The sequence below is a fragment of the Alphaproteobacteria bacterium genome (assembly GCA_018667735.1).
Classification (GTDB): domain Bacteria; phylum Pseudomonadota; class Alphaproteobacteria; order Rickettsiales; family JABIRX01; genus JABIRX01.
Genome location: JABIRX010000035.1, coordinates 1 through 26999, shown reverse-complemented (window position 1 = coordinate 26999; position 26999 = coordinate 1). Strand labels below are relative to the sequence as shown.

The window sequence follows — 26999 nt, the reverse complement described above, 5'->3', positions numbered from 1 at the left end:
TTTGATAAAGCCTTTTTCGAAATCTGTATGAATTACTCCAGCTGCTTGGGGGGCTAAAGACCCTGATTTTAAAGTCCATGCTCTAGCTTCTTGTGGTCCTGCAGTAAAAAAGGTCATTAAATCTAATAAATTATAACTTGCTTTGATAATTCTTGCTAAGCCAGTCTCGCTTAAATCTAAGGATTCAAGAAACTCAAGCTTCTCAGCTTCTGTTTCTAAGGTTGCTATCTCTGCTTCTATTTTTGCAGAAATATTTACAGCAGAGCTATTATTAGCTTTAGCATATGCAAATATTCTTTTACTTTCACTATTGCCATCATTTACTTCATCTTCAGCAACATTACAAACATAGAGTAACTTTTTACTTGTTAATAATTGTAATTGTTTAAATGTTTTTTGTTCTTCAGCTTTTGGCTTAAAATTTCTTGCTGGTTGCCCCTCCTCTAAAAGCTGCATGATTTCTTTAGCTATATTTAATTCTTGTTGTAGTTCCTTGTTATTTTTAGCTTTTTTCTCTAAATTTGGTATGCGTTTAGTAAGTGATTCTAAGTCAGCTAGCATAAGTTCAGTCTCAATAATTTCAATATCCCTTAAGCTATCTACAGAACCAGACACATGGGTAACATCATCATCTTCGAAGCATCTAACTACATGAATTATAGCATCAGTTTCGCGTATATTTGCTAAAAATTTATTACCTAAACCCTCTCCTTTAGAAGCTCCAGCAACCAATCCTGCAATATCAACAAATTCTAGAATGTTAGGAATAGTTTTTGCAGAGTTAGCTAAATTTGCAACTTGTTTTAACCTTTCATCAGGCACATTTACTATACCAGTATTTGGTTCGATGGTGCAAAAAGGAAAATTAGCTGCTTCTGCTGCTTGTGTTGCAGTTAATGCATTAAATAAAGTTGATTTACCTACATTTGGTAAGCCGACAATACCACATTTTAAGGACATAATATATATTAAAAATTTTGCTAAATATATACCAATAACTTTAGAGGTAAAGTTATTTAAAATTAGCTAAATTTTGTCTGTTTAGTTATCATGTTGCTTTTGCTTATTATAGTTTGTGCGCTAGATGACTTTGGTGTTTTAAGAAATTGATTTAGCGCGAGCATAAGAATAAAAAATAGCTGACTAAATGGTTAAATTATACTAGCAACTAATATTTTTATCAGCTCTTTTTTGCTATAAGTTAGATCATAATTAGCTGTGTTTATGCTATTTAGTCAATTAGGTTTTGGTAATATTTAGAGCATTGCTGACTTACCTAGAGTTTGCCCCTGCTTTAGCCTCATAGACCAATTTAACTCAGCTTGCGCTGGCACTGTTGCTTGAAGAACTCTTTGCTGCCAGCTTGGAGCTGTTATTTTGGCTTGTTCAAATGCTACAGTTTTATTTGCAAGGTCTTTTCGTTCAAGACCCTCTATTGAACCATCAGGCTTTATTTCACATGACTGCCCTATATTTGTTAAAGTTACTTGATTTAATTGCTGATAAAAACTTGGCAATAAACTAACTAAAACATCGGTAAGACCTGGCTTTTCATTTAATAATACAGCATCATTATATTGGGCGAAATGAGGATTGTTGCCAACTAATCTAACTTCTATTACTGCTGTGTCTGGCGAAAATTTAGATAGTCTTAAAGTAACATTTTTTGCCGCTAATCTTTTATGGCTTAAAAAAGCTGCTTCATCTTCTGCCACTCTAAAATATTCAGTGCCCTCTAGCTCTGTTTGCAAGCCTTTCTTTCGGTCTAAAGCTGCATCAACATAATCACATCTTAGTAGATGTGGGTTTTGCTGTGCTGTTAAAATCAATGAATCTTGTAAAAGCTTGATGAATTCCCTACCAATAGCTGGAATTGTTATTTTTGTTATTTGTGCTTTTGTAACTTCTGGTAATAAAATATTATGGCCGTGCTTTGTGCCAGAAAAATTTATTTGTACATTTGGTTTTACTAAAGCTAAAGAGCATTTCGCTGCAACATCTTCCATTTGTTTTACATGTCTTACTATTTCTTTATAATCACTTGCTTTAAATGGACCAATGCTGAGTTCCGATGCCCTAATCATATCTAAGGTTTTTTCATGCCACATATTTTGTGTGATTAAGTCACAGGCTCTATTTAAATCAAGATCTAAAGTTTCGCCATCATTTATACCATCAAAAATAAATTTAAAAGATTTTCCTTCGCGAAATAACAAATGGAAAAAATATATTTCTTCATTTGTCATATTAGCAATGGCTTCGCGTAATCTATCATCTGGAGTTATTCCTTTTTCTTCTATAAAAGAAATTATTTCTGCTAGCTCTTCTTTTGTAGTAATAATTTCTGCTATTTCTGCTGTTGTTAGAGGATGTAGAAGCTTAGTTAAACTGCTGAGCTGGGGTAGAGATGGTTCTTTGCCATATTTACTTTGCATATTACGCCTTGCATTTACATCAGCTAGAGTTTTCTTTAAAATTATATTTTCTGCTCTTTTAGTATATGCTGCTGAGTCTCTCTTAGCACCACTTATATCTTTGAGTAAAAATTCAGTTTCTAAACCAATGGTAGTTTCTAGAATATGACTATCTAAAGTGGGTGTTTTGCTAGCTGCCAATTGTTCACTAAGTGTAAGTTCACTTCTAGATTCATCAGCAGATAAAGCTTTATGAGTTGTTTTTGCTATTTCTTCTGTTTTTTCTAATTTTAAAATCTCACTATCATTTAATAACAAAGATGGGTTACGGGTAAAATTACTGATTTGATTGAGCAAGGCATGATTTTCGAGGTCATCTAAAGGAAGATGTGGAGCATTTGCTTCTAAGGGAAATGTGGCTGCTAATGCAAGTAATGCACTAATGTCACCCTCTTGAAAAGCATCTTTAATTTTAGCAGCTAATGATATAGCATTAGCTTGTTCTAGGTTAGCAAGTGCAATTTTAAAAAAACTGCCATAATTAAATGCTACTTTTAAATGAGCATTTTCATATTTTAGTTCTTTAGCTCTAATGTTGCTTCTTAAGCTATGTAACTCTTCTTCATTTAATATCGTTAAATTTTGTAATTTTGCGAATGTAGGTTTTGAGAAATCAGAGCTTTGTGTTTGAAGAGTTCTTTCAGTTATTTGGCTTAATTTCAAAAAGCTACTTTCAAACTCTGTTAAAATCTTATTAAACTTAACCCCAAATTCCACATGCAAAGATTGCTCACTAAATGGTAACATAAAATTCATCAGACTAATAGTTTGTATTACTGGTAAAATGTAATTTAACTGTCTGGATCTTTCTTGTTCATCAGCTTTATGCCAAGCATTATATTGGTCTTCTAAAATACGTAAATAGCTATTAATTCTCATGTTACACCTAAAGTTTTACACAGCATAACACAATATTAGGTTGTGCACAACAAAATAATAATTGCACCTTCTAGTATAAATAAGTAAAATAGAATATTACTTATAGGTGTTGTAATGAAATTAAAATTTTCTGAATTAACTACTCTTGCTGATTTATTAGTTTATTTATCTTGGCAAGAATCTAATAAGAATTTTACTAACTTTTTAAATAACGGTGATTGGGTATCACATTCTACCAAAATATTTCTAACAAAAACCTTTATCTTAGCTAAAAACCTTAAAAAGCTTGGTGTAAAAAAAGGTGATAAAATTGCTATATTTAGCGATTCATCACCATATTGGCTAGTTTGTGATTTAGCTTGCCAGTTAGTTGGGGCAATATCAGTGCCCATGTTTACTAATATAGCGGATGAAAATTTAAAATATCAGCTGCAGGATTGTCAGGCCAAATACGCTTTTGTTATAGGTAGTAATAAATGGCAAATTTTAAAACCTCATGTAAAAAACTTTGAATGTATAATCACACATGACTTTAAAATAAGGCAAGAAAAGGCAAGAAACCTTAGTGATTTAATGAATAGTGAAAAACATTATGAGTTAAATTTTAACCAATTCGCTAAACATATTAAAGCTGATGATATTGCAACTATTATTTACACAAGTGGTAGCACTGGTAAACCAAAAGGTGTTGTCTTAACGCAAAGAAACTTAATTAGCCAAATTAAGGATACCGCAAAGACTTTTACATTAACTAAAGATGACGTGGTGTTAAGCTATCTTCCCCTTGCGCATATTTTTGAACGCATGGTCATGTATTTTTATTTAAGTAAAAATCTGTCAATTTATTTTGCGGATGATGTATTAAATGTTGCAAATTTATTACAAGAGGTAAAGCCTACAGTTTTAACTACGGTACCAAGATTGCTTGAAAAAATTTATGGTAAAATAAACTTAAAAATTGCAGATGCACCATTTGCAAAAAAGATTATAGCCGTTCCAGCTTTGTGGTATGCTAAAAATATAGCTATTAATATTGCACCCAAAATACCAGTGAAAAGGCTTTTTCAAAAGCTAATTTATAATAGGTTACTTAAAGTTATGGGTGGTAATATTAGGTTAATGATAAGTGGTGGTGCTGCGTTAGATACTGATATTAATCGTTTTTTTACCAATGTTGGTCTACCAATAATGGAGGGTTATGGTTTGACAGAAGCCGCACCAGTCATTGCTGCAAATGCGCCAAATGCATATAAATTTGCGTCAGTTGGTAAGGTGTTTCCATCCGTTGAAGTGAAAATTTCTGAGTCAGGGGAAATTTTAGCTAAAGGTCCAAATATAATGCATTCTTATTACAATGATAGTAAAGCAACAGATGATGTGCTTAAAAATAAGTGGCTTTATACTGGTGATATGGGCCATTTAGATGATGAGGGTTTTTTATTTATAACAGGTAGAATTAAAGAGTTGCAAAAAACTTCAAATGGAAAATATGTACCTACTATTATTTTAGAAAATAAATTAAAGCAAATCAGCCTAGCCGATAATGCTTTGGTTATAGCTGATGGTAAAAAGTTTGTTTCTGCAATTATCTTTCCTGATTATAAATTAGTAAAAGAGCAGAAGTTAAATTTAAAAGCTTTAGATGAATATTTTTCTGCTGAAATAGATAAGGTTAACAAAAATTTTAATCACTGGGAGAAAATTCAAAGATTTATTTTGGCAAAAAATGAGGCTACAATCTCTAACGGTGAAATGACCCCATCTATGAAGTTGAGGCGTTATAAAATTATGGAGAATTATAGCAAGCAAATAGAAAAGATTTACCAATAAGGTTGTAAAGATAGCTTGCCAAAATATTAGAAAAAAGTTACAATTATAACTAGTTTAATAAATAAAAAAAATTTAAATTATATGAATAAAGGCGAGCGTATTGCGGTTTTAGAAGGCTATAGAACCCCAATGGGTAAAATGGGCGGTTCTCTTGCACATGTTGAGGCAGATGTTTTAGGTAGTTATATCGTAAAAGAAATCTATGAGCGTTTTCTAGATTATGGTAAAGCCAGAGATTTATCAGAGGTAATAATTGGTAATGTAGCGCAACCAGCGCATGCGGCAAATATTGCTAGGGTCATAGCCTTAAGAGCTGGCATTGAATATGAGGTTCCAGCTTTCACTGTGCATCGTAATTGTGCTTCAGGCATGGAGGCGGTTACCAATGCTATTTGTAAAATAAAAGCAAATGAAGCTGAGATTATTTTAGCAGGTGGTGTTGAATCTATGAGCAATGTTCCCTTACTCTATCACAAGGATATGAAAAGCTTTCTAGAGAAAATGATGCGTGCTAAAAGTTTTTCTGCTAAATTGGCACAATTATTGCAATTTAGGTTAAGGTTTTTAAAGCCTATAATTGGTTTGAAACAAGGTTTGACTGATCCAGTTTGCAATCTAATCATGGGCTTAACTGCTGAAAATTTGGCAAGGGATTTTAATATTTTGCGTAATGAGCAAGATTTATACGCTTTAGCAAGTCATCAAAAAGCAGCATTAGCAGCTAAAAAAGGTTTTTTCGCTGAAGAGATTATAGCTTTTCCCCTGCAAAATAAAGAAGTAATGTTAGAGCATGATGAGGGCATAAGAGTTAAACAAAATATTAAAGACTTAAGTAAATTAAAACCATTCTTTGATCGTAAAAATGGCACAGTTACAGCTGGAAATTCATCGCAAATAACAGATGGTGCTGCAGCTTTGATTTTGGTGTCAGAGCAAAAAGCAAAATCATTAGGTGTAAAACCACTTGGTTACATTAGCGATTTTACATATACTGGCTTAGACCCATCAAGAATGGGTCTTGGCCCTGCGCATGCGATTGCTAAAATATTAACTAAACAAAAGAAATCCTTAAAAGAGATAGATTTATTTGAAATAAATGAGGCTTTTGCAGTGCAGGTAATAGCTTGTCAATTAGCTTTGGATTCAAAAAAATATTGCCAAGATAAATTAGGTTTAAAAGATAAACTAGGCTTGATAGCAGATGATATTTTAAATGTTAATGGTGGCTCTGTAGCATTGGGTCATCCAGTTGGCATGACTGGGACTAGAATTATTATTCATAGCTTGCGTGAACTACAAAGAAGAAATAAACAAACAGCGATTGCCTCACTCTGTGTAGGAGGTGGGCAAGGAGCTGCAATATTATTGGAGGCAAAATAAATGACGATAAAAACTGCTTTTAAATTAGCTATAAAGCAAGATGGTATAGCAACTTTAACTTTTTCTTTACCCGAAAGTAAGGTTAATATTTTGAGATCAGATATATTATTAGAGCTGAATCAACTAATCGATGAAATTGCAAAGAATAAAGATATAAAATTGCTGATTTTTAGGAGCGCTAAGGAAGATAATTTTATTGCAGGTGCTGACATAAATGAGATAAAAAGCATAAATTCAGAGGAAGATGCTTTAAAGATAGTAAAGCAGGGTCAAGATATTTTGACTAATTTGGCTAATTTAAAATGTATAACTTTAGCTTATATTAATGGTTCGTCTTTAGGCGGTGGTACTGAATTAGCTTTAGCATGTGATTTTAGAATAGCTGCAGCTTCAGCTAAGGTGCAAATAGGTTTGCCAGAAGTTAATTTGGGAATCATACCTGGCTTTGGAGGTACACAAAGATTACCTCGGTTAATTGGCATAATAAAGTCATTACCCATGATTTTAACTGGCAAAGCGGTAAATTATAAAAAAGCTTATAAAATAGGCTTGATAGATGATTATTTTCCTGAAGAGTTTGCAGAAAGCAATATAAATTCTTTTGTGAAAAACATATTAAGCTCTAATTATCGGGATAAGTTAATAAAGAGAAGGGCCACAAGACCTTTTATTGAAAAAGTAAATTTATTTGATGACATTATTTTTGAGAAGGCAAAAAAAAACATTATAAAGAAAACTAAAGGACATTACCCAGCACCTTTAGCTGCGTTAAAATTGGTCGCTAATAGCTACAATGAATCTTTAACTAAAGGGCTCGATATGGAGTTAGAGTCTTTTGCTAAGCTTGTAACTGGAGACATCTGTAAAAATTTAATTTCTTTATATTATACTAATGAAAAAATCAAAAAAGATAATGGAGTTAAGCAAAAAATAGCAGAAATTGAAATTAAGCGGGCTGCTGTAGTTGGAGCAGGTGTTATGGGCGGTGGAATTGCTTGGCTATATTCTAACATAGATATTCCAGTTAGAATGAGGGATATTACCACAAACGCATTAGCTCTTGGTTTTAAACAAGTTAACAAAATATATCGGCAATTATTGAAAATTAGAAAATATAATAAAAATCAAATTACCAATAAATTAGCTTTAATTTCGGCAACAACAGAAATGGTTGGTTTTAAGTCTTGTGATATTGTTAGTGAGGCGGTGATTGAGAATCTTGACATAAAAAAAATGGTTGCCTTGGAGATTGAGAAAAATGTCGATAAGAAATGTATAATTGCTTCAAATACTTCCTCTATTTCAATTACTGAAATGGCTAAAGATCTAAAATATCCAGAGAGATTTATTGGTTTGCATTTTTTCAATCCAGTTAATAAAATGCCATTAGTCGAGATTATAGCTGGTAAAAAAACTAACAAAGAAACTATAGCTTCAGTAGTTAAATTAGCAAAAAGGGCTAAGAAAACTCCAATAGTGGTAGCAGATTGCGCCGGTTTTTTAGTAAATAGAATATTATTAACTTACATAAATGAGGCATTTTATATCTTGCAAGAAATTGGAGATGCAAAAAGAATTGATAATGTCATTGAGAAATTTGGTATGCCGATGGGTCCTTTTATCCTAGCTGATACGGTAGGTCTAGATGTTGGTTATAAAGTAGCCAAAATTCTAGAAGATGCTTATGGCCAAAGGATGTTAGTATCTAAATTAATAGATCAGCTTTACAATAACAAAAAATTATTAGGTAAAAAATCAGGCGCGGGCATATATCTATATCAAGGTAAAAAAGTAACATGTAACTTTGCTATTAATTCTTTATGTAACAAAAATGAAATTACAGATGGTGAAATACAAGATCGACTTATTTTGGTAATGATTAATGAGGCGGCTAGATGTTTAGAAGAGAAAGTTGTTGATTCAGCAGAATATTTGGATATGGCCATGATTATGGGTACAGGCTTTCCTGCTTTTAGGGGTGGCTTGTTGAGATATGCTGACAAATTATCTATAGCTGATTTAATTGATAAATTAAATAAGCTAAGTGATCAGTATGGTGATAAATTTAGCCCTGCTAATTTATTACTTAAGATGAAAAAAGAGCAAACTAAATTTTATAATTGAGGTGTATATGTTGGAATTATTGCAAGCTATTGATCATAGGTTCTTAAATATTATTTGCGGAGTGATATTTTTATATTTTGGCTATAAAGGAGCTTCATTGCTGACTTTTTTCTTTCTTGGCTTATTTTATTTGGTTGGGGTTAGTTTTAATTTAACCTTTTTGCTAGTTTATGTAGGGGTATCTTTAATTTTTTTGTTAAAGCCAATAAGAAGATATGTTATTTCTAGTTTTCTAGTTAAGCTAATAAAAAAATTAGGCATGCTGCCTAAAATTTCTGAAACTGAGGAAATAGCTTTACAAGCTGGAACCACCTGGATTGAATCTGAGCTATTTTCTGGTCGCCCTGATTTTAAAAGAATATTGAGTGAGCCTTATAATGATTTAACTAAAACAGAGAAATCATTTATGGAGAATCAAGTTGAAGAAATCTGCGCTATGACAAATGATTGGCAAGTTTTTAGTGATAGAGATTTAACTAAAGAAAGTTGGTCATATTTAAAGAAAGAGAAGTTTTTTGGTATGATTATACCTAAAAAATATGGTGGTTTAGGTTTTAGCGCTTTAGGACATTCGGCTGTGGTTGCTAAATTGGCTACTAGGTCACAAGTGTTAGCTATAACTGTGATGGTACCTAACTCGCTTGGTCCTGCTGAATTGCTATTGCGTTATGGTACAAAAAAGCAGAAAGATAATTTGTTACCTAAGCTGGCCAATGGAGAAGAGATTCCATGTTTTGGTTTAACTGAGCCACAAGCTGGCAGTGATGCAACTTCTATTATTTCAGAAGGTGAAGTAATTAAAGATAAAAATGGTAAAATAAAATTAAAATTAAATTTTCGTAAGCGTTATATAACTTTAGGAGCAGTTGCAACCATTATAGGACTTGCTTTTAGAATAAGGGATCCTAAAAATTTACTTGGTAGGGGCAAAGATCTTGGTATTAGCTGTGCTTTAATTAAAAGTAACAAAAAAGAAATTACCATAAGAAGACATGATCCATTATCAGTGCCTTTTGTGAATGCCACATTAATAGGTGAAGATGTAATAATAGATTTAGCTGATATAATTGGTGGTGAGCAGCAAATTGGAGAGGGTTGGAAAATGCTTATGGAGTGCCTTTCAATTGGTAGAGGTATTTCTTTACCCGCAACTAGTACTGGTGGTGCAAAAATGATTGCTAGAATAGTTGGTGATTATGCTTATATCAGGAGACAATTTGGCTTGCCTATTGGTAAGTTTGAAGGTATTGAAGAGCCAATGTCCGAGATAGCTGGTTTAACATATATGTTAGATGCAGCTAGAATTTTTACAGCAACTAGCATAGATAATGGTAATAGGCCAGCTGTTGCAAATGCAATTGTAAAATATCACCATACAGAGAGATTTAGGGATATTGTAAATCATGGTATGGATATTTTAGGTGGCGCTGCTATTTGTAGAGGACCTAGAAACTTATTAGCCCATGCTTATTTTGGTACACCAATTGCTATTACAGTTGAAGGTGCAAATATTATGACTAGAAGCCTTATACATTTTGGGCAAGGAGCAATTAGATGTCATCCATACTCATATAATGAAATGAAGGCTTTAATGTCAGGAGATTTGGCTAAATTTGACGATAATTTTTTTAGACATATTGGCCATTTATTTAGAAATAAAATTAGATCAGTAATTTTAAGTTTATCTAGAGGTTATCTATATAGCCCAAAATCAACTGGCTTAGTTGGTCGATATGAAGCTAGACTTGCCTGGGCTTCTGCGAGCTTTGCTTATTTGGCAGATGTTGCTCTTGCTATATATGGTGGTAATATTAAGCGTAAAGAGAAATTAAATGGTCGCTTTGGCGATATATTATCTAACATGTATTTAGCCTCTTCTGTAATGCGAAGATTTGTGGCTGAAGGAAAGAAAAATGAAGATAAAGCTTATTTTATTTGGTCTATGGAATATTGCCTTTCAGAAATACAAGTTGCTTTTACAGATATTTTTAGAAATTTATGTAAGGGCCCATTAGGTTTTATTTACAGAGTTTTTGGCGGTTTTTATAATCGTATTAACCCTATTGCACAAGTTAAGAATGACGAGTTGTCACATAAATTAGCAGCAAGCTTAATGGAGGATAGTACAACACGGGATAGATTAACCAGTGATGTCTTTATTGCCAAAGATCAAAATGACCAATTAGCTAAATTAGAACATTGCTTTAGAGAGCTTAAAAAATCTGATAAAATTTATAAGAAAGTTAAAATTGCTATCAGCAATGGTAAATTAGATAAAAATTCAGAAAATTTATATAAGCAAGCAGTAAAAGAGAAAATTATTTCGGCAACAGAAAAAGCTCAACTTGAGACTGTAGATAAATTACAATTAGATGCAGTTGAAGTGGATTCTTTTGAGCAGAAAGATTACTTGAGTCACAAAATGAATAAACCTATGGTGTAAAGAAACTTAAATGACCGGTTTTATTTTTAAATCCACTAGTGTGGTAATGAAGTTTTTAGAGAAGATTTTTGATTCTAATTTGAAAATTTCAGGTGCCGAAAATTTACCTGATACACCAATTATTTTTGTTGCTAATCATTTTACTAGAGCAGAAACTTTTATTTTGCCTTACATGATGGATAGGCTAGTAAATAAAAAAGTTCGCTCCTTGGCTGATCATAATATTTTTATAGGTGCATTGGGAAAGTATCTCTCCTCTATGGGTACTATTGCAACAGATAATGTAGATCGTAATAAAATAATTATTGGTGATTTACTTACTGGTAAAGCAGACTGGCTAATATATCCAGAAGGGATTATGGTTAAGAATAAGCTGGTTACTAAAAAAGGCTATTATCAAGTTACAATGCCAGATGGTTCGCATCGAAAAGTGAAAACAGGAGCTGCGGTATTAGCAATCAAGGCAGAATTAATAAAAAAGCAATTATATAATTTATCTGAGTTAAACCAATATCAAGAAATAGAAGTTATTAGGGAGAGTTATTTTATCAATAAAGATAGTAAAATCTCACCTAAAAACATACATATTGTGCCAATTACAATTAATTACTTTCCTATTAGACCTGGCCAAAATTCAATACATAAAATTTCAAAAAGATTTCTTAAAAATTTATCTAAACGGGTTTCAGAAGAATTAGAAATAGAAGGTAATATTATTACTAATGCAGAAATAGAAGTTAAATTTGGTGAAGCAATAAATATTTATAATTATATTAAACCCAGAAGAAAGTTAACTGATAAGTTACCATTAGTTAGTAATGACACTAAAAATAACCTTTTAATAAATTATTATCGTTATCGTTTAACTAATAATTTTATGAAAACTATATATGATAATGTGCAGCTTAATATGGATCACATATTTGCTTGCTCACTTTTTTATGCGCATAAAAATGACATAGATCGTAACATGTTAAAAGATCTTATTTATGTTAATGCGCGTCAGATTAAGAAGCTTAATTCTTTTGCTTTACACCATTCTGTTGACGAAAACTTAGCTATGATTTTTATGGCTGATGGTAATAATTACTATGACTCAACCTTAGCATTAGCAATAGAACAAAAAATCATTACCAAGGAGCATGAAAAATATCATATTAACCACAAAAAATTTAATGATGATTTAGGCTTTCATCAAGCTAGATTGGAAAACACATTAAAGATGTTTGTTAATCAATTAGTTAAATTCCCCATACTGACTAAAATCTTTAAAAAGAATGGTAAGTTTACAGAAAAATTATTAAAGGAAAAAGCTTTTGCTTTGATTTTGCGCAGTGATCAGAAAGAATATTTTGATGATTATAAGAAATATTTTTCACCAACAGAATCCAAGAACAGAGAATTTGGTAAGCCATATTTCCTTGAAAATAAGAAATCAGCAATAGGAATAATCTTGTCACATGGTTATAAATCTTCTCCAGAAGAAGTGAAAAATTTAGCTCAATATTTATACGAATCTGGCTTTAATGTTTATGTGGTTAGATTAAAAGGGCATGGAACAGCACCACTTAATTTGAAATATACAGAATGGGAGGATTGGTATAAATCATATTTTAAAGGTTATGCTGCCTTGAAGCAGAAATGTAAATATGTAGTGTCAGCTGGTTTCTCAACAGGGGGCTTATTAGCTTTATTATTGGCTGCAAAAAAGCGTAGTAGCATAGATGGAGTTATTTCTATTAATGCAGCAATTAAGCTTAATGATATTAGGGTTAATTTAGTGCCCACGGTACATTTTTGGAATGAGTTATTAACCAAGTTTAAGAGTAGTAAAGGTAAAAAAGAGTTTATAGTTGATACGCCAGAAAACCCGCAAATAAATTACAGTAAGAATTATTTAAAAGGCATAAAAGAATTATCTGATTTGATGAATGAGTGTAATAAAAACCTTAAGCATATTATTGCACCAACTCTAATTATTCAAGCAGATAAAGATCCAGTAGTGAACCCTAAAAGTGGCAAAATAATTTTAGATAAAATATCTTCTGCTCGTAAAAAATTAATTATGCCAAGCTTTGATAATCATGTAATTATTAAAGCTAGAAATGAGGAATTATATCTAGAAATCACTAATTTTATAAATGAGAACATAATTAACCAAGAGCTTAAATAATATGACAAAGATAGTAGTAAATAAACCCATTGTGGAGATTGATGGCGATGAAATGGCCAGAGTAATGTGGCAAATTATCAAAGATAATTTGATAAAGCCATATTTAAATTTACCTATCGAATATTTTGATTTAGCCATAGAAAACAGAGATAAAACTAATGATGAAATTACCATGGCTGCAGGTAATGCAATAAAAGAAATAGGTGTAGGCATAAAATGCGCTACAATTACAGCTACACCACAAAGGCAAAAAGAATTTAACTTAAAGCATATTCACAAATCCCCTAATGGCACGATTAGAAATATTATAGGAGGCACAGTATTTAGAGAGCCAATAATTATTGATAATATTCCAAGAATTGTCTCAAGCTGGACAAAGCCTATATGTATTGGTAGGCATGCATTTGGTGATCAATATAAAGCTTATGACACAGAGGTTGCGCAAGGCTCAGAACTATATCTAACTATAAAAAATCCAGATGGCACAATAAAGGAAGAAAAAATACATAGTTATAACGATAGTGCTGGTATTGCTATGTCTATGTTTAATACAGATAAATCTATCACAGATTTCGCTAGAAGTTGTTTTAATCAGGCTTTAAGTAAAAAATGGCCTTTATATTTATCCACTAAAGATACTATTTTAAAAATTTATGATCACAAATTTGTAGAAATTTTTGCAAGAATTTACATAAATGAATTTAAAGAAAAATTTGCACAAGAAAATATAACTTATGAGCATCGTTTAATTGATGATATGGTGGCATTTGCTTTGAAAAATTCGGGTGGTTTTGTTTGGGCTTGTAAAAATTATGATGGTGATGTGCAATCAGACAGTTTAGCGCAAGGTTTTGGCTCTCTAGGTTTGATGACTTCGGTTTTAGTCTCAGCCGATGGTTCTATTGTAGAAGCAGAAGCGGCGCATGGCACAGTAACCAGACATTATAGAGAGCATCAAAAAGGTCATAAAACTTCGACAAATCCTACAGCTTCAATTTTTGCTTGGAGTCGGGGCTTACTACATAGGGCAAAATTAGACCAAAATTATGAATTACAAAACTTTGCAACTAAGCTAGAATTAGCGGTGATAAAAACCATAGAAGAAGGCAAAATGACTAAAGACTTAGCTTTACTTGCTGGTTTAAATGATTTTTTATATATGGAAGATTTTATTGTTGAAGTTGCAAAAAAACTAAAATAAATAATTCAGGTTCAACATATAATTTTTATATATATTTTCACCATCACCATAATATGTCTCAAAATTAGCATCTAAGGATATTTTTTTAGAAAGTTTAAAGTTATTACCAATTTTAAGCTTGATATATGAATCATTTTTTTCTTTCGCATATATAGTGTAATAATCATCATAAGCTGTGGAAGAAGTTATAGCAGCTTCTACAGCATTTTCCAATTCCCCTAATTCTTTTACATATGAAATTTCAAAGTAAGGTTGGTATAAATTAAAGTGAGTTCTAAAATTATAACCTATTTCTATTTCCTTAGATTCTAATTTTAGATCATTATATTTTAATGCTAGGATATTAGCATCTGAAGATTCGGTAAATGATTTTAATTTATCATTTATATAGGTAAATTTAACATATGGTAAATTTTCAATAGTGTTATTTTTATTTAGAAATTGATATGATAATTCTAACATTGCTGACATTTGATAACTAGTTGTATCAGCCTTTACTTTTTGGTTTGTAATACCCATTTTGGCTATACGCTCAATTTCATGATCAGTTAAAGCAACATTTGCAATAGTATTTAGGATGAAATTATTTTTTTTAACTTGATTATATATGGAAGTAGAGATCTTTTTTTGCATAAACTCACCTCTATCATATGAATAGTTATTATCTTTTAAGCTAGTATTTAAGGCAATACCTGTCATTAGGTTACTTGACATTTTATAGTCTAAACCAGCTGAAAAGCTATATTCATTACTATCAATATCAGAGAAACCTGTTTTATTAAGGTTATATTCTTGATAATTAATATTATTATCTAACCAAAGTTGAAGTTTTTTTTGCTTTAGGGGTGCATAATCCTGATTTTGGTTAACTTTGTTTTTTTTATTAGCTGCAGAGAGATTATGTTTTTTAATATGTTTATTAATTGAGGATAATAGAGATTTTTGGCTTTGTATATTTGATTCAGATAGCATATATATTTGTATAGGTGCTGTAATTAAATTATATTTTACATGAGCCTCTATTGCTAACATGGCAGGTGCTTTGTGACTTCGATCAGAAAATATAAATTCTGTTAATGCTGCTCTTTCTAATTCAGCAAAAGATGCAAACTCACTACCATGGTAGTTACTATCAAAGCAATTTGCTGCTGTAAGGCCTCTTTCTGCAGATTCGCATGCGTAGTTTTTTAAGCCATAATCTGAGATGCCAAAATCAGCATAATTATTAACCATATATAACAAAACTGATTCATCATCATAAGGAATAATATTAACATTATTGTTTCTCATATTGTCATATAGGGATTTGTTATATTCTGAAGTTTCGCTATAGCCTTGTTCTGAAACTAGTAGAGTATTCGAGCGAGCTGAGCTTACATCATATATATCGTAATTTATTTGATTAACTAGATCTTGATTGGCCGCAAGAATTTCCATTTCTACTAATAAATATCTAGCACCATTATTGGTTAGTTTTAATGCTTGCGCAGTATAATCATCAATTAAATTATTAATGTCACCATATGATGAATATGTATAAGTGGCAGAAGTTCCTGCACTGTTATAACCATAAGTTTGTGTAGTGCTGCCATCAATATAGTTAGTCATATTGAGAGCAGTTAAATCTTGGGTAAAATTTAAATCATTAGTGACATCAAAGCTATATAATGCATTTTTATCTGCTTGATTATTATAATCTAACAAATAGCGATCTACTTGATTTGCAAGTGACCAAACACCATCATATTGACCAGATGTTTGATTTATTTGGGCTCCAGAGGCAGAGTAATTATTTCCGCCATTAGTAGTTGCTCTATTTGTAGTGTCTGTTGCGGAGCTATCAACACTTGTAATAGAAGTACCAAAGTTATTTGCAAACACATCCACCCAGTGATAACCAGAGACTAAACCAGTAGTTTCTGGATAACTACTATCACTTAATTGACCGGCACAATCATTGCTCGAGATTATTGTTCTACAATTACCATTACTTGCATTAAAATAGCCAGTATCATTATCGCTATCGCCAAAAATAAACACATTCGTGCTTGTGCTAAATGCGGGTAATATTTTGCAAGCAATAATAATTACAATACATATAAGTTTTTTCATATTTAAATCTATACTTTGCTGTTTTAATAAGCTTATTTTTTTGTAAATCAAGGTTGATTTCTTTAATCCATAGGTAATTTGCGTATTAATATAATTTTCGCAGGGGCTATGGTCGGTTATTAGGTTGGGATAATTATCTGATTTGATATTTCGTAGTAAGATATAAAGCAACAGATTTTGCTTCATCTTCAGACAGGGCTGAACGAAAAATAATTATTTCAGCAAGGTGGCCAGTAAAGCGAACTGTGCTATCATTTTGACCACTTATATAGGCATTACCAACTTCTAAATCAAGTGTGCTTGGTGAAGCAGTATTGGTTTCAATTTTATCTTCAAGATTATGATAAAGAGCAACATTATTGCTTAAAGAGTTATCTATTGTAATAATAGATGAAGTAAGTTGATTTAAGTTATAATCTTTAATTAAATTTGCATCATTATTCATACCATTAAAACCATATTGTCCTTCAGCAAATTGTACTAAAGCAGCACGTCTATTTCTAGCTATTCCTTGCTGGAATAAGATAGCAGTACTGTCATTTTCAGTTTGCCATACGATTGCTATGCTGTAAGTATCATCACTCTCCACCAATGGAGACAGTGATATGGTTAATTGATCACCACCATCAAAATATATAGAAGGATATGGATCTAAGCCTTTTTCTTTAAATTCTGGCATAATAGATGTTACGCCAGTCTGGATAGCTGAACCACCCACTTTGCTACGCCATTTTGTAACTAGCTTGCTATCACCATTTATGGTGGTGGTTATGGAATCTGTGTCAATAGTATCTAACCATAAAACTGCAGATCTTTTTCCATTAATATCACTTATTGACCAAATTGGTGACGATTCTGTATATGTTTTTGCTTTGATTAACTTCGAGGTTTTGATAAGCTTAGTACCATAAGTAATACTAGCCATTAATAAGCCAATAATTATAAGAACCACTGATAATTCGGCAAGAGAAAAAGCAAAGCTCAGTTTTAGATCAGATGAATTATGTTTTTTTTGCACTTAGCTTCCTGCTTTTGCAGAAAATAACTTAGGATATTTATCATCCATATCTTCGTATTTTTCAGCATCAAGAGGAGCATCTTTTTTTTCATTAATATTGGGCCAGATCTCGGCATATTTTTTATTAAGCTCAATAAATTCTATAAGATTTTCTTCTTCTGGTTTAATTGCATCTATGGGGCATTCAGGTTCGCACACACCACAATCTATACACTCTTCGGGGTTTATAACTAGCATGTTTTCCCCCTCATAAAAACAATCAACAGGGCACACTTCAACGCAATCTGTATATTTACATTTAATACAATTGTCAGTTACTACATAAGTCATTTTCTTCTTTTACCTTTTTCTATAAATAGATTTAATCTCGTTAAAAATACAATTAGTGAATAAATTATCAAGGTTAAAAAGCTAATAAATAATGGTGCAACCATTGCTTTATCAATTGCGATGCCTTTTGATCTAATAATACTTGCTGGTTGATGAAGACTATACCATATATCTACTGAAAATTTCACAATAGGAATATTAATAAAGCCAATAATAGCTAGGCCAGCTGCAATTTTGGAGCCTGTTATATAGCTGTCATATGCAGTATATAAAGCAATATAAGCTATGTAAAGGAAGAACAAAATCAGCATAGAGGTAAGTCTTGCATCCCAAACCCACCAAGTGCCCCAAATTGGTTTACCCCAAATAGAACCAGTAATTAAGGTAATCAAAGCAAAAGTTGCTCCAATTGGTGCTAAACTTATTGAGCTCAAGGTAAGAATAGGGCTCTTATAAACAAAGCTTAAGCTGCTTAAAATAGCAATTGCCGTATATATTAACAATGCAAGCCATGCGCTTGGCACATGAATATACATGATTTTAACAGCATTACTTTGCTGATAATCATTAGGTGAATTTACAATTAAGAATAAGCTTAAGCAACATAATATGTAAAATGAAACTTTTATTATGGCCAAATATGAGGAGGTGAATTTCTTGATATGTTTAGGCTGTATTTTTAATAACACTTACTTATGAATTAAATATTTGAATATATCTTCTATATCTGTTTCTTTGGTTGATAGATTAGATATTTCTATTTGGCTCTGATGTAATTGATTTACAAGCTCTTTATAATCAATTTCTCCGGATTTATAAGTGATGGAAATATTGTTTTTATCTTGCTTTACTTCACCAAATTTAGTCAGAGTCTTAAGATTAGGGCCAGTGATATTATCAGTTTCGATAATTAGAGTTTTAACGCCAAATATTTTTTTAAGATTTTCTTTCTTTTCATTAGTAATAATTTTTCCTTTATTAATAATGGCTATTTGATCACATAATTTTTCTGCTTCTTCTAGGTAGTGAGTAGTTAGAATTATCGTTTTGCCCTTTTTGTTTAATTTGCTAATATAATGCCATAATTGATCTCTTAGCTCAACATCAACTCCAGCTGTTGGTTCGTCTAGAATAATGATATCAGGGTCGTGCACCAGTGCTTTTGCAACTAACAATCTTCTTCTCATACCGCCAGATAAAGATCTTGGGGTGGCGGTTTTCTTATCACTCAAACCAAGTGCTTCTATTAACTCATCTATTCTTTTATCATCTCTTTTTAAACCGTAATAGCCAGCGTAAATATTTAGAGTTTCTTTTACATTAAAGAAGGGATCAATAACTAATTCTTGGGGTACGATACCAAGTGCACTTTTGGCCTTGTTTTTTGCAGAGTCATAATCATGGCCACAAACAGAAATTTTACCTGAGTCTTTTTTTACCAAATCAGCAATAATGTTGATAAGGGTACTCTTACCTGCGCCATTTGGTCCAAGTAAACCAAAAAAACTACCTCTTGGTATATTTAAAGAAATGTCTTTTAAAGCTTCAACCTTGTTACCTTTAACATTATAGGTTTTACATAGGTTGGAAATCTCTAAAGCATTTTTAATGGTTTTATTAGTTAAGGCCATTAAAATATTGTTATTTTATGTTGGCAAACAGCTCAGCTAACTCTCCAGCTTCATTCATTTCTTTAATTATATCACAGCCCCCAACAAACTCACCATTAACATATAGCTGTGGAATTGTTGGCCAATCAGTATAGTCTTTTATAGCTTGGCGTAATTCGCTATTTTGTAAAATATCTACATCCTTAAAAGACACTTCATGTTGTTTTAAAATTTGTACAACAAAGCCAGAAAAGCCACATTGTGGAAAATGTTGATTACCCTTCATGAATAATACTACTTTATTTTCATTAATTAAATCAGTTATTTCTTTGTTTAGATCAGTCATGTTTTTAAATTTAATTGGTTTTTTGGGTTTTTATTGTAACAGCGTGAAGCTTGTATGATAATAAATCTTTAAGTGAGCTCATTACTAACTGATGCTGTTTTACTTTGATTAAATTATTAAATAGCGTGGATTTAACAAAAATATCAAAGCTGTAACCATCACCTAATTGATCTTTTACAATTATTTCGCTATCTGCGAAATCTTTAGTTAAAACATCTAGAATCTCTTGTTCAGTTATTTGGCTCATAGTTAAATTTTATCATTAGCTTGCTAGTTTATATTTTAGATGCATATTATGCAAGTCTATAAAGCTTTAATTAAAATTAAATGAAATTCAATGATTATAACACCGTAGTAATAAAGCTAGGTTCATCTTTAATCATAGATAGTGAAAAAAACAGCTTACGTACTGAGTGGCTAGAGCATTTTGCTAAAGAGGTTGGAAAATTACGCTTATTAGGATTAGAGGTTATAATAGTTTGTTCAGGAGCTATAGCTTCTGCGGCGAGGGAGCTAGGTAAAAATAGGTCAGAATTAAGCCTGTCTGAATTACAAGCATATGCAGCTTATGGCCAGGCCTTGTTAATTTCAGATTTACAAAAAATTTTTAAAGCAAACTCCATAGATTTGGCGCAAATATTAATTACTAATGCAGATTGCCAAAATAGAAGAAGATATCTTAATATGCGTGCAACTATTAGTAAGCTGCTGGACATGAATATCGTGCCAGTAATTAATGAAAATGACACTATTGCAACGGATGAAATAAAATTTGGTGATAATGATGTTTTAGCTGCAAGAGTGGTTGCTCTAACTGATGCTGATTTGTTGGTTTTATTATCTGATATTAATGGCTTATATGATTCTAACCCTAAAGATAATGATGATGCAAAATTGATAAGAAAAATTGCGAAAATTGACGAAAAAATACTAGCGTTAGCTTCAAGCAAAACGAATTTACTAGGTACGGGTGGGATAAAAAGCAAGATCAGAGCTGCTGGTATAGCAAATAATTTTGGTGCGGATGTTGTGCTTGCCAAAGGTGAAGGTAAAAACAGTGTTTTTAGGCTTGAATATGACAAGGATTTTAGCTTTTTTGTAGCTAAACAAGATGGTTTGAATAGCAGAAAAAAATGGCTTTCTGGCCTTAAAAACAAGGGCGAAGTTGTGGTGAATAAGGGGGCGGCAGACATAATAGAGAAAGGTGGGTCAAGTTTGTTGCCAATTGGTGTTACAGATGTAAGAGGAGTCTTTTCTAGGGGGGATATGATACTAGTCTTGCGTGAGGACGGGGCTAGGATAGCGCAGGGTTTAAGTGGGGTTACTAGTAGGGAGGCAAAAATTTATCAAGGTAAAGATAGTAAGGAAATAAAGCTACTTGTTAAAAAGCCTATTAGACTAAATATTATACATTATGATAATATGCTTTTGCTTAAGTAATACTTGACTATGCGAATTAATTGGAGTAAAAATTGACTTCAATATATTACTACAGCAAACATGGCAGGAAAATCTAAAAAAAACATCTTAGTTAAGCTTGTAAGTACTTTAGGTACTGGCTTTTTTTACGTTAAGAAGAAAAACCCAAAGCAAATAACAGAAAAAATGAAATTCAGAAAATATGATCCAGTAGCTAGAAAGCATGCTGAGTTTAAAGAGCAAAAATTATCAAGTTAGTAGCATGACCGAGAAAGCTAGGCCTTTATCGCCACATTTATCTATATATAAACCCCAAATAAGTTCGGTTCTTTCTATTTTACATAGATTGACAGGCTTTTTCTTGTATTTAGGTCTTCTTTTAGCTTCCTGGAACATAATTTTTATGAGCATTGATGCCGGTAAAATATCTGCGTATTTTGTTGGAATTTCAACATTATTTATTTCTTCAATTGTTGGAAAACTAGTTTTGTTCGCGTGGGTTTTTTCCTTATATTATCATTTTTCCAATGGTATTAGACATTTGTTGTGGGACACGGGTAGAGGTTTTGCAATTAGGTCGGTTCAAATAACGGGTATAATAGTTGTGTTAGCTAGTTTTGCGCTTACTCTATTTACTTGGTTCAATGGTATGTCAACTATATTAGGTTAAATATGAAGACGGCAATAAAAAAAATACAAGGTTTGGGAACTGCACATAATGGTGTTCATCATTGGTGGGCGCAAAGAATAACGGCAATAGCTCTGATACCTCTGGTTATATGGTTTACTACTAAAGTTGTTTGCACCGCAAGCTGCCATAGAGATTTAAGTATAATTTTTGGCAATGATTTTAGCCTGGTAATATTCTCTTTAATGCTTTTTGTAATGCTGTATCACTCGGCTCTGGGTGTTAAGGTTATTATAGAAGATTATGTACATTGTAAATGTGCAAAAACTATCTCTATTATATTAGTTAATATATTGGCATGGCTTACAGGCGCCTTGTTGTTTTTTGTTGTAATTAAAAATTTAATATTAATAAGCTAATGAGTTATAAAGTAGAAGAGCATCAATATGATGTTGTAATAGTTGGAGCTGGAGGCTCTGGTTTGAGAGCAACATTAGGAATGGCAGAAGCTGGTTTGTCCACAGCATGTGTAAGTAAAGTGTTTCCTACAAGGAGTCACACGGTGGCTGCACAAGGTGGTATTTCAGCAGCATTAGGTAATATGGGCGAAGATAACTGGCGTTGGCATGCTTATGACACGATTAAGGGTTCTGACTGGCTCGGTGATCAAGATGCAATCGAATATTTATGTAAGAACGCTCCAAAGGCGATCATTGAGTTAGAGCATTATGGAGTGCCTTTTTCAAGAACAAAAGAAGGCAAGATTTACCAGAGACCATTTGGTGGAATGACCACAGAATATGGCGAAGGAAAGCCAGCGCAAAGAACTTGTGCGGCGGCAGATAGAACTGGTCATGCAATTTTGCATACTTTATACCAGCAAGCAATTAAACATAATGCTAATTTCTTTATTGAAAATTTTGCTCTTGATTTAATTATCGATGATGATGGTGTTTGTAGAGGAGTAACTACTTTAGATTTGAATACTGGTGTAGTTAATGTGATTAAGTCACATATGGTAATTATGGCTACGGGTGGTTATGGTAGAACTTATTTTTCTGCAACATCAGCGCATACTTGCACAGGAGATGGAAACGCTATGATTTTAAGAGCTGGTTTGCCACTACAAGATATGGAATTTGTACAGTTTCATCCAACTGGAGTATATGGAGCTGGTTGTTTGATAACTGAAGGAGCGCGAGGAGAAGGAGGCTATTTAGTTAATTCGGAAGGAGAAAGATTCATGGAAAGATATGCTCCTCATGCAAAAGACTTGGCATCTCGCGATGTTGTGAGTAGGTCTATGACTATGGAAATAAATGAAGGAAGAGGAGTAGGTCCTAATAAAGACCATATCTTTTTGCATTTAAACCATTTGGACCCCAAAATTTTACATAAAAGACTACCTGGGATATCTGAAACTGCTAAAATTTTCGCAGGTGTGGACGTTACTAAAGATCCAATTCCAGTATTACCAACAGTTCACTATAATATGGGTGGTATACCAACAAACCATCAAACAGAAGTATTGACTTTAGATGAAAACGGGAAAGAAAAAACAGTTCCTGGTTTGATGGCAGTTGGAGAGGCTGGCTGTGTTTCTGTGCATGGTTCTAATAGGTTAGGTTCTAATTCATTATTAGATTTAGTTGTTTTTGGAAGAGCCGCAGCAATTAGAGCAAAAGAGATTTTAACTCCTAATGCCGATCACAAATATTTAGACCCGAAATATGTTACTAAGGCGCTAGCAAGGTTAGATAACATATTAGCAGCTAACGGTAAAACTAATGCATCTACACTTAGAGCTGACATGCAAGATATAATGCAAAAGCATGCTGCAGTTTTTAGAACAGAAGAATCAATGGCATCTGGTGTTGCTAAATTATCTAAATTATTTGCAAAAGCTAAGGACCTAGTAATTTCTGACAAAAGTTTGATTTGGAATAGTGAATTGGTTGAGACCTTAGAATTAGAAAACATGTTGCCGCAAGCTATGATGACTATTAAATCTGCTTACAATAGAAAAGAAAGTAGAGGGGCTCAATCTAGAGAAGATTATCCTGATCGTGATGATGAAAATTGGATGAAGCATACTATTGCTTGGATTGATGCTCAGGGTAATGTGGATATTAAATATAAAAAAGTAGTTGGTAAGCCTTTAACTGAAGAAATGAGAGAAATACCACCTAAGAAAAGAGTATATTAATTTTTAAATTATAAATTATGGCCGAGTTTTTACTACCAAAAAATTCAAGAATAAACAAAAATGGCAATTTTTTTGCATGCACTAACAAAAATGCATCAAATAAAAAGCTTTTTAAAATTTATCGTTATAATCCAGATAGTAACGAAAATCCTAGAATAGACACTTATGAGTTAGACTTAGACGATTGTGGTCCTATGGTTTTAGACGCTATTGTTAAGATAAAAAATGAAATTGACACCGGCTTAACTTTTAGACGTTCTTGCAGAGAAGGTATTTGTGGTTCATGTTCAATGAATATAGACGGTACGAATACTTTGGCATGTTTAAAGCCAATAAATGAAGTAAAAGGAGATGTAAAAATTTACCCATTACCACATATGGAGGTTGTAAAAGATTTGGTTCCTGATTTAACTAACTTTTACGCGCAATTAACTTCAATTAAGCCATGGTTACAAGCTAGCAATGCCCCATCTAATAGCGAAAGACTACAAACACCAGAAGATAGAGAAAAGCTAGATGGCTTTTACGAATGTGTTTTATGTGCATGTTGTTCAACTGCATGTCCGAGTTATTGGTGGAATGGAGATAAATATTTAGGTCCAGCAATATTGTTGCAAGCTTATAGATTTATTGTAGATAGCAGAGATGAGGCAACAGGTGAAAGACTAGATGCATTAGATGATTCATTTAAATTATATCGCTGTCATACCATAATGAATTGTACTAAAACTTGTCCAAAAGGTTTGAATCCTGCTAAAGCTATTGCAGAGACCAAGAAACTATTAGCTGAAAGAAATTTATAATTTTATTTAGCCCAAACTTACGAGTTTAATTTATTAATTAATCTAAATTTTATGTCCTTTATACAAATTTTTATAGGTTTGGCTTTATTATTTTTTGGTGGAGAGTCATTAGTTAGGGGAGCGGTAAAGCTAGCTCAAAAATTCAAACTTTCTAAATTAATTACAGGTATTACCATTGTTGCATATGGTACTTCTAGCCCTGAATTACTGATTACTATTCAGGCTAGCTTAAAGGGCTTGAGTGATATAGCTTTAGGTAATGTTATTGGTAGTAATATAGCAAATATTTTTTTAGTGCTTGGTTTAGTATCCATATTAAATCCTATTAATGTTGAAAAGAAGTTAATTAGCTTTGATCTTAATTATTTATTATTTGCTAGTTTTATACTTTTTGCATTTATTTTCACTGGAGAGATCAATTACCAGAAAGGTTTAATATTACTAATAGCTCTAGTTATTTTTACATTTTCTACATATAAGCGTCACAAGGTTAATGGTGAGTCTGATCCAATGTTGAATCAAGTAGATGAAATAGAGGAGCAATTTTACTTTTTAAATTTAACTAATAAATTAGCAGTTATTTTAGTGGTTTTGGGAGTTTTTATGTTAAGTTTTGGTGCCAATATATTAGTTATGGGAGCTAGTGAGTTAGCCTTGCAATTTGGCATGAGTGAGGCGGCAATAGCTGTGACAATCATTGCAATTGGTGGCTCTGCACCTGAGCTTGCTACATCTGTTGTGGCTGCTTGCCGTAAGCATTCAGATATTGCTATTGGTAATGTAATAGGTAGTAATATTTTTAATATTTTGGGAGTTTTAGGAATTAGCTCACTAATTTCACCAATAGTTACTAATTCTACGCTAGCTATTTTTGATATTTGGGTTTTATTATTTTCAAGCTTGTTATTATTTAGTTTTGTAAGTAAAAAGAAGTTGCTTTCAAGGCTTAATGGTTTTACCTTTTTGCTCTTTTATAGCCTCTATATTTTGTGGCAATTTATTTTTTAGTTTAGATGTTAGGAAAAATACTTAATAGAAAATATAATATTAACTTTATTAAGCATAATAATTTTTTTATTTATATCTCAGTAATACTGCTTTGCTGCTCGATTTTTGCAGTTTTCTTTAAAGGTTTTAATAAGGGTATAGATTTTGCTGGTGGTATTTTAATTGAAATAAGGTCAGAGCAAGATGTAAACTTGCAAGAGCTTCGGCTTGGCATAGCATCATATAATTTGGGTGATGTCTCGTTGCAGGATTTAGGCAGCAAGAAAGACATCATGATTAGGGTTGGTCTTGATAATCAAAATGAAAAAGAGCAAATTAAAAAGATCACATTAATAAAAGATTATTTGCAAAATAATATTAATGAAAATATTGAATTTAGAAGAGTAGATTTTGTTGGCCCAACTATTGGAAAAGAGTTAATCAAATCAAGTATCTATGCTTTGTTTGCCTCATTAATTGCAATTTTATTATATATTTGGTTAAGATTTAGTTACCGCTTTGGGTTTGGTGCATTGCTTGCTTTATTGCATGATATAATTTTAGTATTAGGTGTTTTTATTTTATTTAATTTGGAATTTAACCTAACCTCTATTGCGGCAATTTTAACTATAATAGGTTACTCTATTAATGACTCGGTGGTTATTTATGATCGTATTCGAGAAAATAGTAGAAAGTACAGAAGTATTCCCCAACAAGAAATAATTAACAAAAGTATAAATGAGACTTTAAATCGTACAATTTTAACCGCAATTACTACATTAGTTGCATTACTAGCTTTAGTTATTTTGGGTGGCCCAGTTTTAAAGAGCTTTAGTATAAGTGTGTTATTTGGTAACTTACCTACTAATTTACTTAAGAAAGTGTTACGATCAAAGGATTCATATATAAAGTTGAGCTCTTCTCTATATCTATCCTGTGTTTCATAACGAATTTTATCTTTATAGTTAAGATTAAGTACTTTAACGTTAACATTAGCTAGATAATCCTCCATTCTAAGCTCATAACTCGACTTTTC

23 protein-coding genes are annotated in these 26999 nt (G+C 32.1%); 14 read left to right on the top strand and 9 right to left on the bottom strand.

The window, feature by feature from the left end:
• Both ychF and HOH73_03615 read right to left on the bottom strand, forming a co-directional pair.
• On the bottom strand, positions 1–960 hold a 960-nt coding region (gene ychF / locus HOH73_03620; GenBank protein MBT5827946.1), incomplete at its 3' end, for a redox-regulated ATPase YchF.
• A 296-nt stretch (positions 961–1256) separates the two neighbouring features.
• The gene (locus HOH73_03615; protein ID MBT5827945.1) at positions 1257–3353 is read right to left on the bottom strand and encodes a hypothetical protein; all 2097 of its coding nucleotides are present in this window, start codon (positions 3351–3353) and stop codon (positions 1257–1259) included.
• A gap of 114 nt (positions 3354–3467) precedes the next feature.
• Between HOH73_03615 and HOH73_03610 the strand changes: the two genes are divergently transcribed.
• The 6 genes from HOH73_03610 to HOH73_03585 all read left to right on the top strand — a co-directional run bounded on the left by HOH73_03610 (position 3468) and on the right by HOH73_03585 (position 14504).
• Entirely contained in the window at positions 3468–5183 is a 1716-nt protein-coding gene (locus tag HOH73_03610; protein MBT5827944.1) for a long-chain fatty acid--CoA ligase, read from the top strand.
• An 81-nt stretch (positions 5184–5264) separates the two neighbouring features.
• Positions 5265–6563 carry a thiolase family protein gene (locus tag HOH73_03605; GenBank protein MBT5827943.1) on the top strand — a complete coding sequence of 433 codons (1299 nt, stop codon included), beginning with the start codon at positions 5265–5267 and terminating at the stop codon, positions 6561–6563.
• A complete protein-coding gene (locus HOH73_03600; GenBank protein MBT5827942.1) occupies positions 6564–8687 on the top strand; it encodes a fatty-acid oxidation protein subunit alpha in 2124 nt (707 codons plus the stop codon). It begins immediately after the preceding gene.
• 7 nt (positions 8688–8694) lie between these two features.
• A complete protein-coding gene (locus tag HOH73_03595) occupies positions 8695–11130 on the top strand; it encodes an acyl-CoA dehydrogenase (protein ID MBT5827941.1) in 2436 nt (811 codons plus the stop codon).
• 10 nt (positions 11131–11140) lie between these two features.
• Positions 11141–13303, top strand: a complete 2163-nt coding sequence (locus HOH73_03590) for a hypothetical protein (GenBank protein MBT5827940.1) — start codon at positions 11141–11143, stop codon at positions 13301–13303.
• Position 13304: 1 nt separating this feature from the next.
• Positions 13305–14504 (top strand): NADP-dependent isocitrate dehydrogenase, encoded by a 1200-nt coding sequence (locus HOH73_03585; GenBank protein MBT5827939.1) that lies wholly within the window; start codon positions 13305–13307, stop codon positions 14502–14504.
• On the opposite strand, the gene HOH73_03580 is transcribed toward HOH73_03585, so the two are convergent.
• The 7 genes from HOH73_03580 to HOH73_03550 all read right to left on the bottom strand — a co-directional run bounded on the left by HOH73_03580 (position 14496) and on the right by HOH73_03550 (position 20167).
• The gene (locus HOH73_03580) at positions 14496–16616 is read right to left on the bottom strand and encodes an autotransporter domain-containing protein (GenBank protein ID MBT5827938.1); all 2121 of its coding nucleotides are present in this window, start codon (positions 16614–16616) and stop codon (positions 14496–14498) included. The two genes, HOH73_03585 and HOH73_03580, sit on opposite strands and share 9 nt — an antisense overlap.
• 133 nt (positions 16617–16749) lie before the next feature.
• A complete protein-coding gene (locus tag HOH73_03575) occupies positions 16750–17634 on the bottom strand; it encodes a hypothetical protein (GenBank protein MBT5827937.1) in 885 nt (294 codons plus the stop codon).
• Positions 17635–17964, bottom strand: coding sequence for a ferredoxin family protein (locus HOH73_03570; GenBank protein MBT5827936.1), 330 nt, complete (start codon positions 17962–17964; stop codon positions 17635–17637).
• Entirely contained in the window at positions 17961–18641 is a 681-nt protein-coding gene (gene ccsA / locus HOH73_03565; protein MBT5827935.1) for a cytochrome c biogenesis protein CcsA, read from the bottom strand. The genes HOH73_03570 and ccsA overlap by 4 nt, the downstream gene beginning before the upstream one ends.
• A 12-nt stretch (positions 18642–18653) precedes the next feature.
• On the bottom strand, positions 18654–19595 hold the full coding sequence (locus HOH73_03560) for an ABC transporter ATP-binding protein (GenBank protein ID MBT5827934.1): 942 nt from the start codon (positions 19593–19595) through the stop codon (positions 18654–18656).
• Between the two features lie 10 nt (positions 19596–19605).
• Positions 19606–19920 (bottom strand): Grx4 family monothiol glutaredoxin, encoded by a 315-nt coding sequence (gene grxD / locus HOH73_03555; GenBank protein MBT5827933.1) that lies wholly within the window; start codon positions 19918–19920, stop codon positions 19606–19608.
• 10 nt (positions 19921–19930) lie between these two features.
• Positions 19931–20167, bottom strand: coding sequence for a BolA/IbaG family iron-sulfur metabolism protein (locus HOH73_03550; GenBank protein MBT5827932.1), 237 nt, complete (start codon positions 20165–20167; stop codon positions 19931–19933).
• Positions 20168–20247: 80 nt separating this feature from the next.
• Between HOH73_03550 and proB the strand changes: the two genes are divergently transcribed.
• The 8 genes from proB to secF are packed head-to-tail and all read left to right on the top strand — an operon-like array spanning position 20248 to position 26910.
• Positions 20248–21360, top strand: a complete 1113-nt coding sequence (proB, locus tag HOH73_03545; GenBank protein ID MBT5827931.1) for a glutamate 5-kinase — start codon at positions 20248–20250, stop codon at positions 21358–21360.
• Positions 21361–21420: 60 nt separating this feature from the next.
• A complete protein-coding gene (rpmG, locus tag HOH73_03540; GenBank protein MBT5827930.1) occupies positions 21421–21597 on the top strand; it encodes a 50S ribosomal protein L33 in 177 nt (58 codons plus the stop codon).
• Between the two features lie 4 nt (positions 21598–21601).
• Positions 21602–22009 carry a succinate dehydrogenase, cytochrome b556 subunit gene (sdhC, locus tag HOH73_03535; protein MBT5827929.1) on the top strand — a complete coding sequence of 136 codons (408 nt, stop codon included), beginning with the start codon at positions 21602–21604 and terminating at the stop codon, positions 22007–22009.
• Positions 22010–22011: 2 nt separating this feature from the next.
• A complete protein-coding gene (gene sdhD, locus HOH73_03530) occupies positions 22012–22386 on the top strand; it encodes a succinate dehydrogenase, hydrophobic membrane anchor protein (protein MBT5827928.1) in 375 nt (124 codons plus the stop codon).
• Entirely contained in the window at positions 22386–24173 is a 1788-nt protein-coding gene (locus HOH73_03525) for a succinate dehydrogenase flavoprotein subunit (GenBank protein MBT5827927.1), read from the top strand. The genes sdhD and HOH73_03525 overlap by 1 nt, the downstream gene beginning before the upstream one ends.
• A gap of 17 nt (positions 24174–24190) precedes the next feature.
• On the top strand, positions 24191–24976 hold the full coding sequence (locus HOH73_03520) for a succinate dehydrogenase iron-sulfur subunit (protein ID MBT5827926.1): 786 nt from the start codon (positions 24191–24193) through the stop codon (positions 24974–24976).
• 51 nt (positions 24977–25027) lie between these two features.
• The gene (locus tag HOH73_03515) at positions 25028–25984 is read left to right on the top strand and encodes a calcium/sodium antiporter (GenBank protein ID MBT5827925.1); all 957 of its coding nucleotides are present in this window, start codon (positions 25028–25030) and stop codon (positions 25982–25984) included.
• Between the two features lie 5 nt (positions 25985–25989).
• Positions 25990–26910 (top strand): protein translocase subunit SecF, encoded by a 921-nt coding sequence (secF, locus tag HOH73_03510; protein ID MBT5827924.1) that lies wholly within the window; start codon positions 25990–25992, stop codon positions 26908–26910.
• Positions 26911–26999 lie beyond the last annotated feature (89 nt).

What these genes read in the sequence shown, in the direction of transcription:
- HOH73_03615 (MBT5827945.1), bottom strand. Translation starts at nt 3,353, where the DNA reads ATGAGAATTAATAGCTATTTACGTATTTTAGAAGACCAATATAATGCT.
- HOH73_03610 (MBT5827944.1), top strand. Translation starts at nt 3,468, where the DNA reads ATGAAATTAAAATTTTCTGAATTAACTACTCTTGCTGATTTATTAGTT.
- HOH73_03605 (MBT5827943.1), top strand. Translation starts at nt 5,265, where the DNA reads ATGAATAAAGGCGAGCGTATTGCGGTTTTAGAAGGCTATAGAACCCCA.
- HOH73_03600 (MBT5827942.1), top strand. Translation starts at nt 6,564, where the DNA reads ATGACGATAAAAACTGCTTTTAAATTAGCTATAAAGCAAGATGGTATA.
- HOH73_03595 (MBT5827941.1), top strand. Translation starts at nt 8,695, where the DNA reads ATGTTGGAATTATTGCAAGCTATTGATCATAGGTTCTTAAATATTATT.
- HOH73_03590 (MBT5827940.1), top strand. Translation starts at nt 11,141, where the DNA reads ATGACCGGTTTTATTTTTAAATCCACTAGTGTGGTAATGAAGTTTTTA.
- HOH73_03585 (MBT5827939.1), top strand. Translation starts at nt 13,305, where the DNA reads ATGACAAAGATAGTAGTAAATAAACCCATTGTGGAGATTGATGGCGAT.
- HOH73_03580 (MBT5827938.1), bottom strand. Translation starts at nt 16,616, where the DNA reads ATGAAAAAACTTATATGTATTGTAATTATTATTGCTTGCAAAATATTA.
- HOH73_03570 (MBT5827936.1), bottom strand. Translation starts at nt 17,964, where the DNA reads ATGACTTATGTAGTAACTGACAATTGTATTAAATGTAAATATACAGAT.
- HOH73_03560 (MBT5827934.1), bottom strand. Translation starts at nt 19,595, where the DNA reads ATGGCCTTAACTAATAAAACCATTAAAAATGCTTTAGAGATTTCCAAC.
- grxD (MBT5827933.1), bottom strand. Translation starts at nt 19,920, where the DNA reads ATGACTGATCTAAACAAAGAAATAACTGATTTAATTAATGAAAATAAA.
- HOH73_03550 (MBT5827932.1), bottom strand. Translation starts at nt 20,167, where the DNA reads ATGAGCCAAATAACTGAACAAGAGATTCTAGATGTTTTAACTAAAGAT.
- proB (MBT5827931.1), top strand. Translation starts at nt 20,248, where the DNA reads ATGAAATTCAATGATTATAACACCGTAGTAATAAAGCTAGGTTCATCT.
- rpmG (MBT5827930.1), top strand. Translation starts at nt 21,421, where the DNA reads ATGGCAGGAAAATCTAAAAAAAACATCTTAGTTAAGCTTGTAAGTACT.
- sdhC (MBT5827929.1), top strand. Translation starts at nt 21,602, where the DNA reads ATGACCGAGAAAGCTAGGCCTTTATCGCCACATTTATCTATATATAAA.
- sdhD (MBT5827928.1), top strand. Translation starts at nt 22,012, where the DNA reads ATGAAGACGGCAATAAAAAAAATACAAGGTTTGGGAACTGCACATAAT.
- HOH73_03525 (MBT5827927.1), top strand. Translation starts at nt 22,386, where the DNA reads ATGAGTTATAAAGTAGAAGAGCATCAATATGATGTTGTAATAGTTGGA.
- HOH73_03520 (MBT5827926.1), top strand. Translation starts at nt 24,191, where the DNA reads ATGGCCGAGTTTTTACTACCAAAAAATTCAAGAATAAACAAAAATGGC.
- HOH73_03515 (MBT5827925.1), top strand. Translation starts at nt 25,028, where the DNA reads ATGTCCTTTATACAAATTTTTATAGGTTTGGCTTTATTATTTTTTGGT.
- secF (MBT5827924.1), top strand. Translation starts at nt 25,990, where the DNA reads ATGTTAGGAAAAATACTTAATAGAAAATATAATATTAACTTTATTAAG.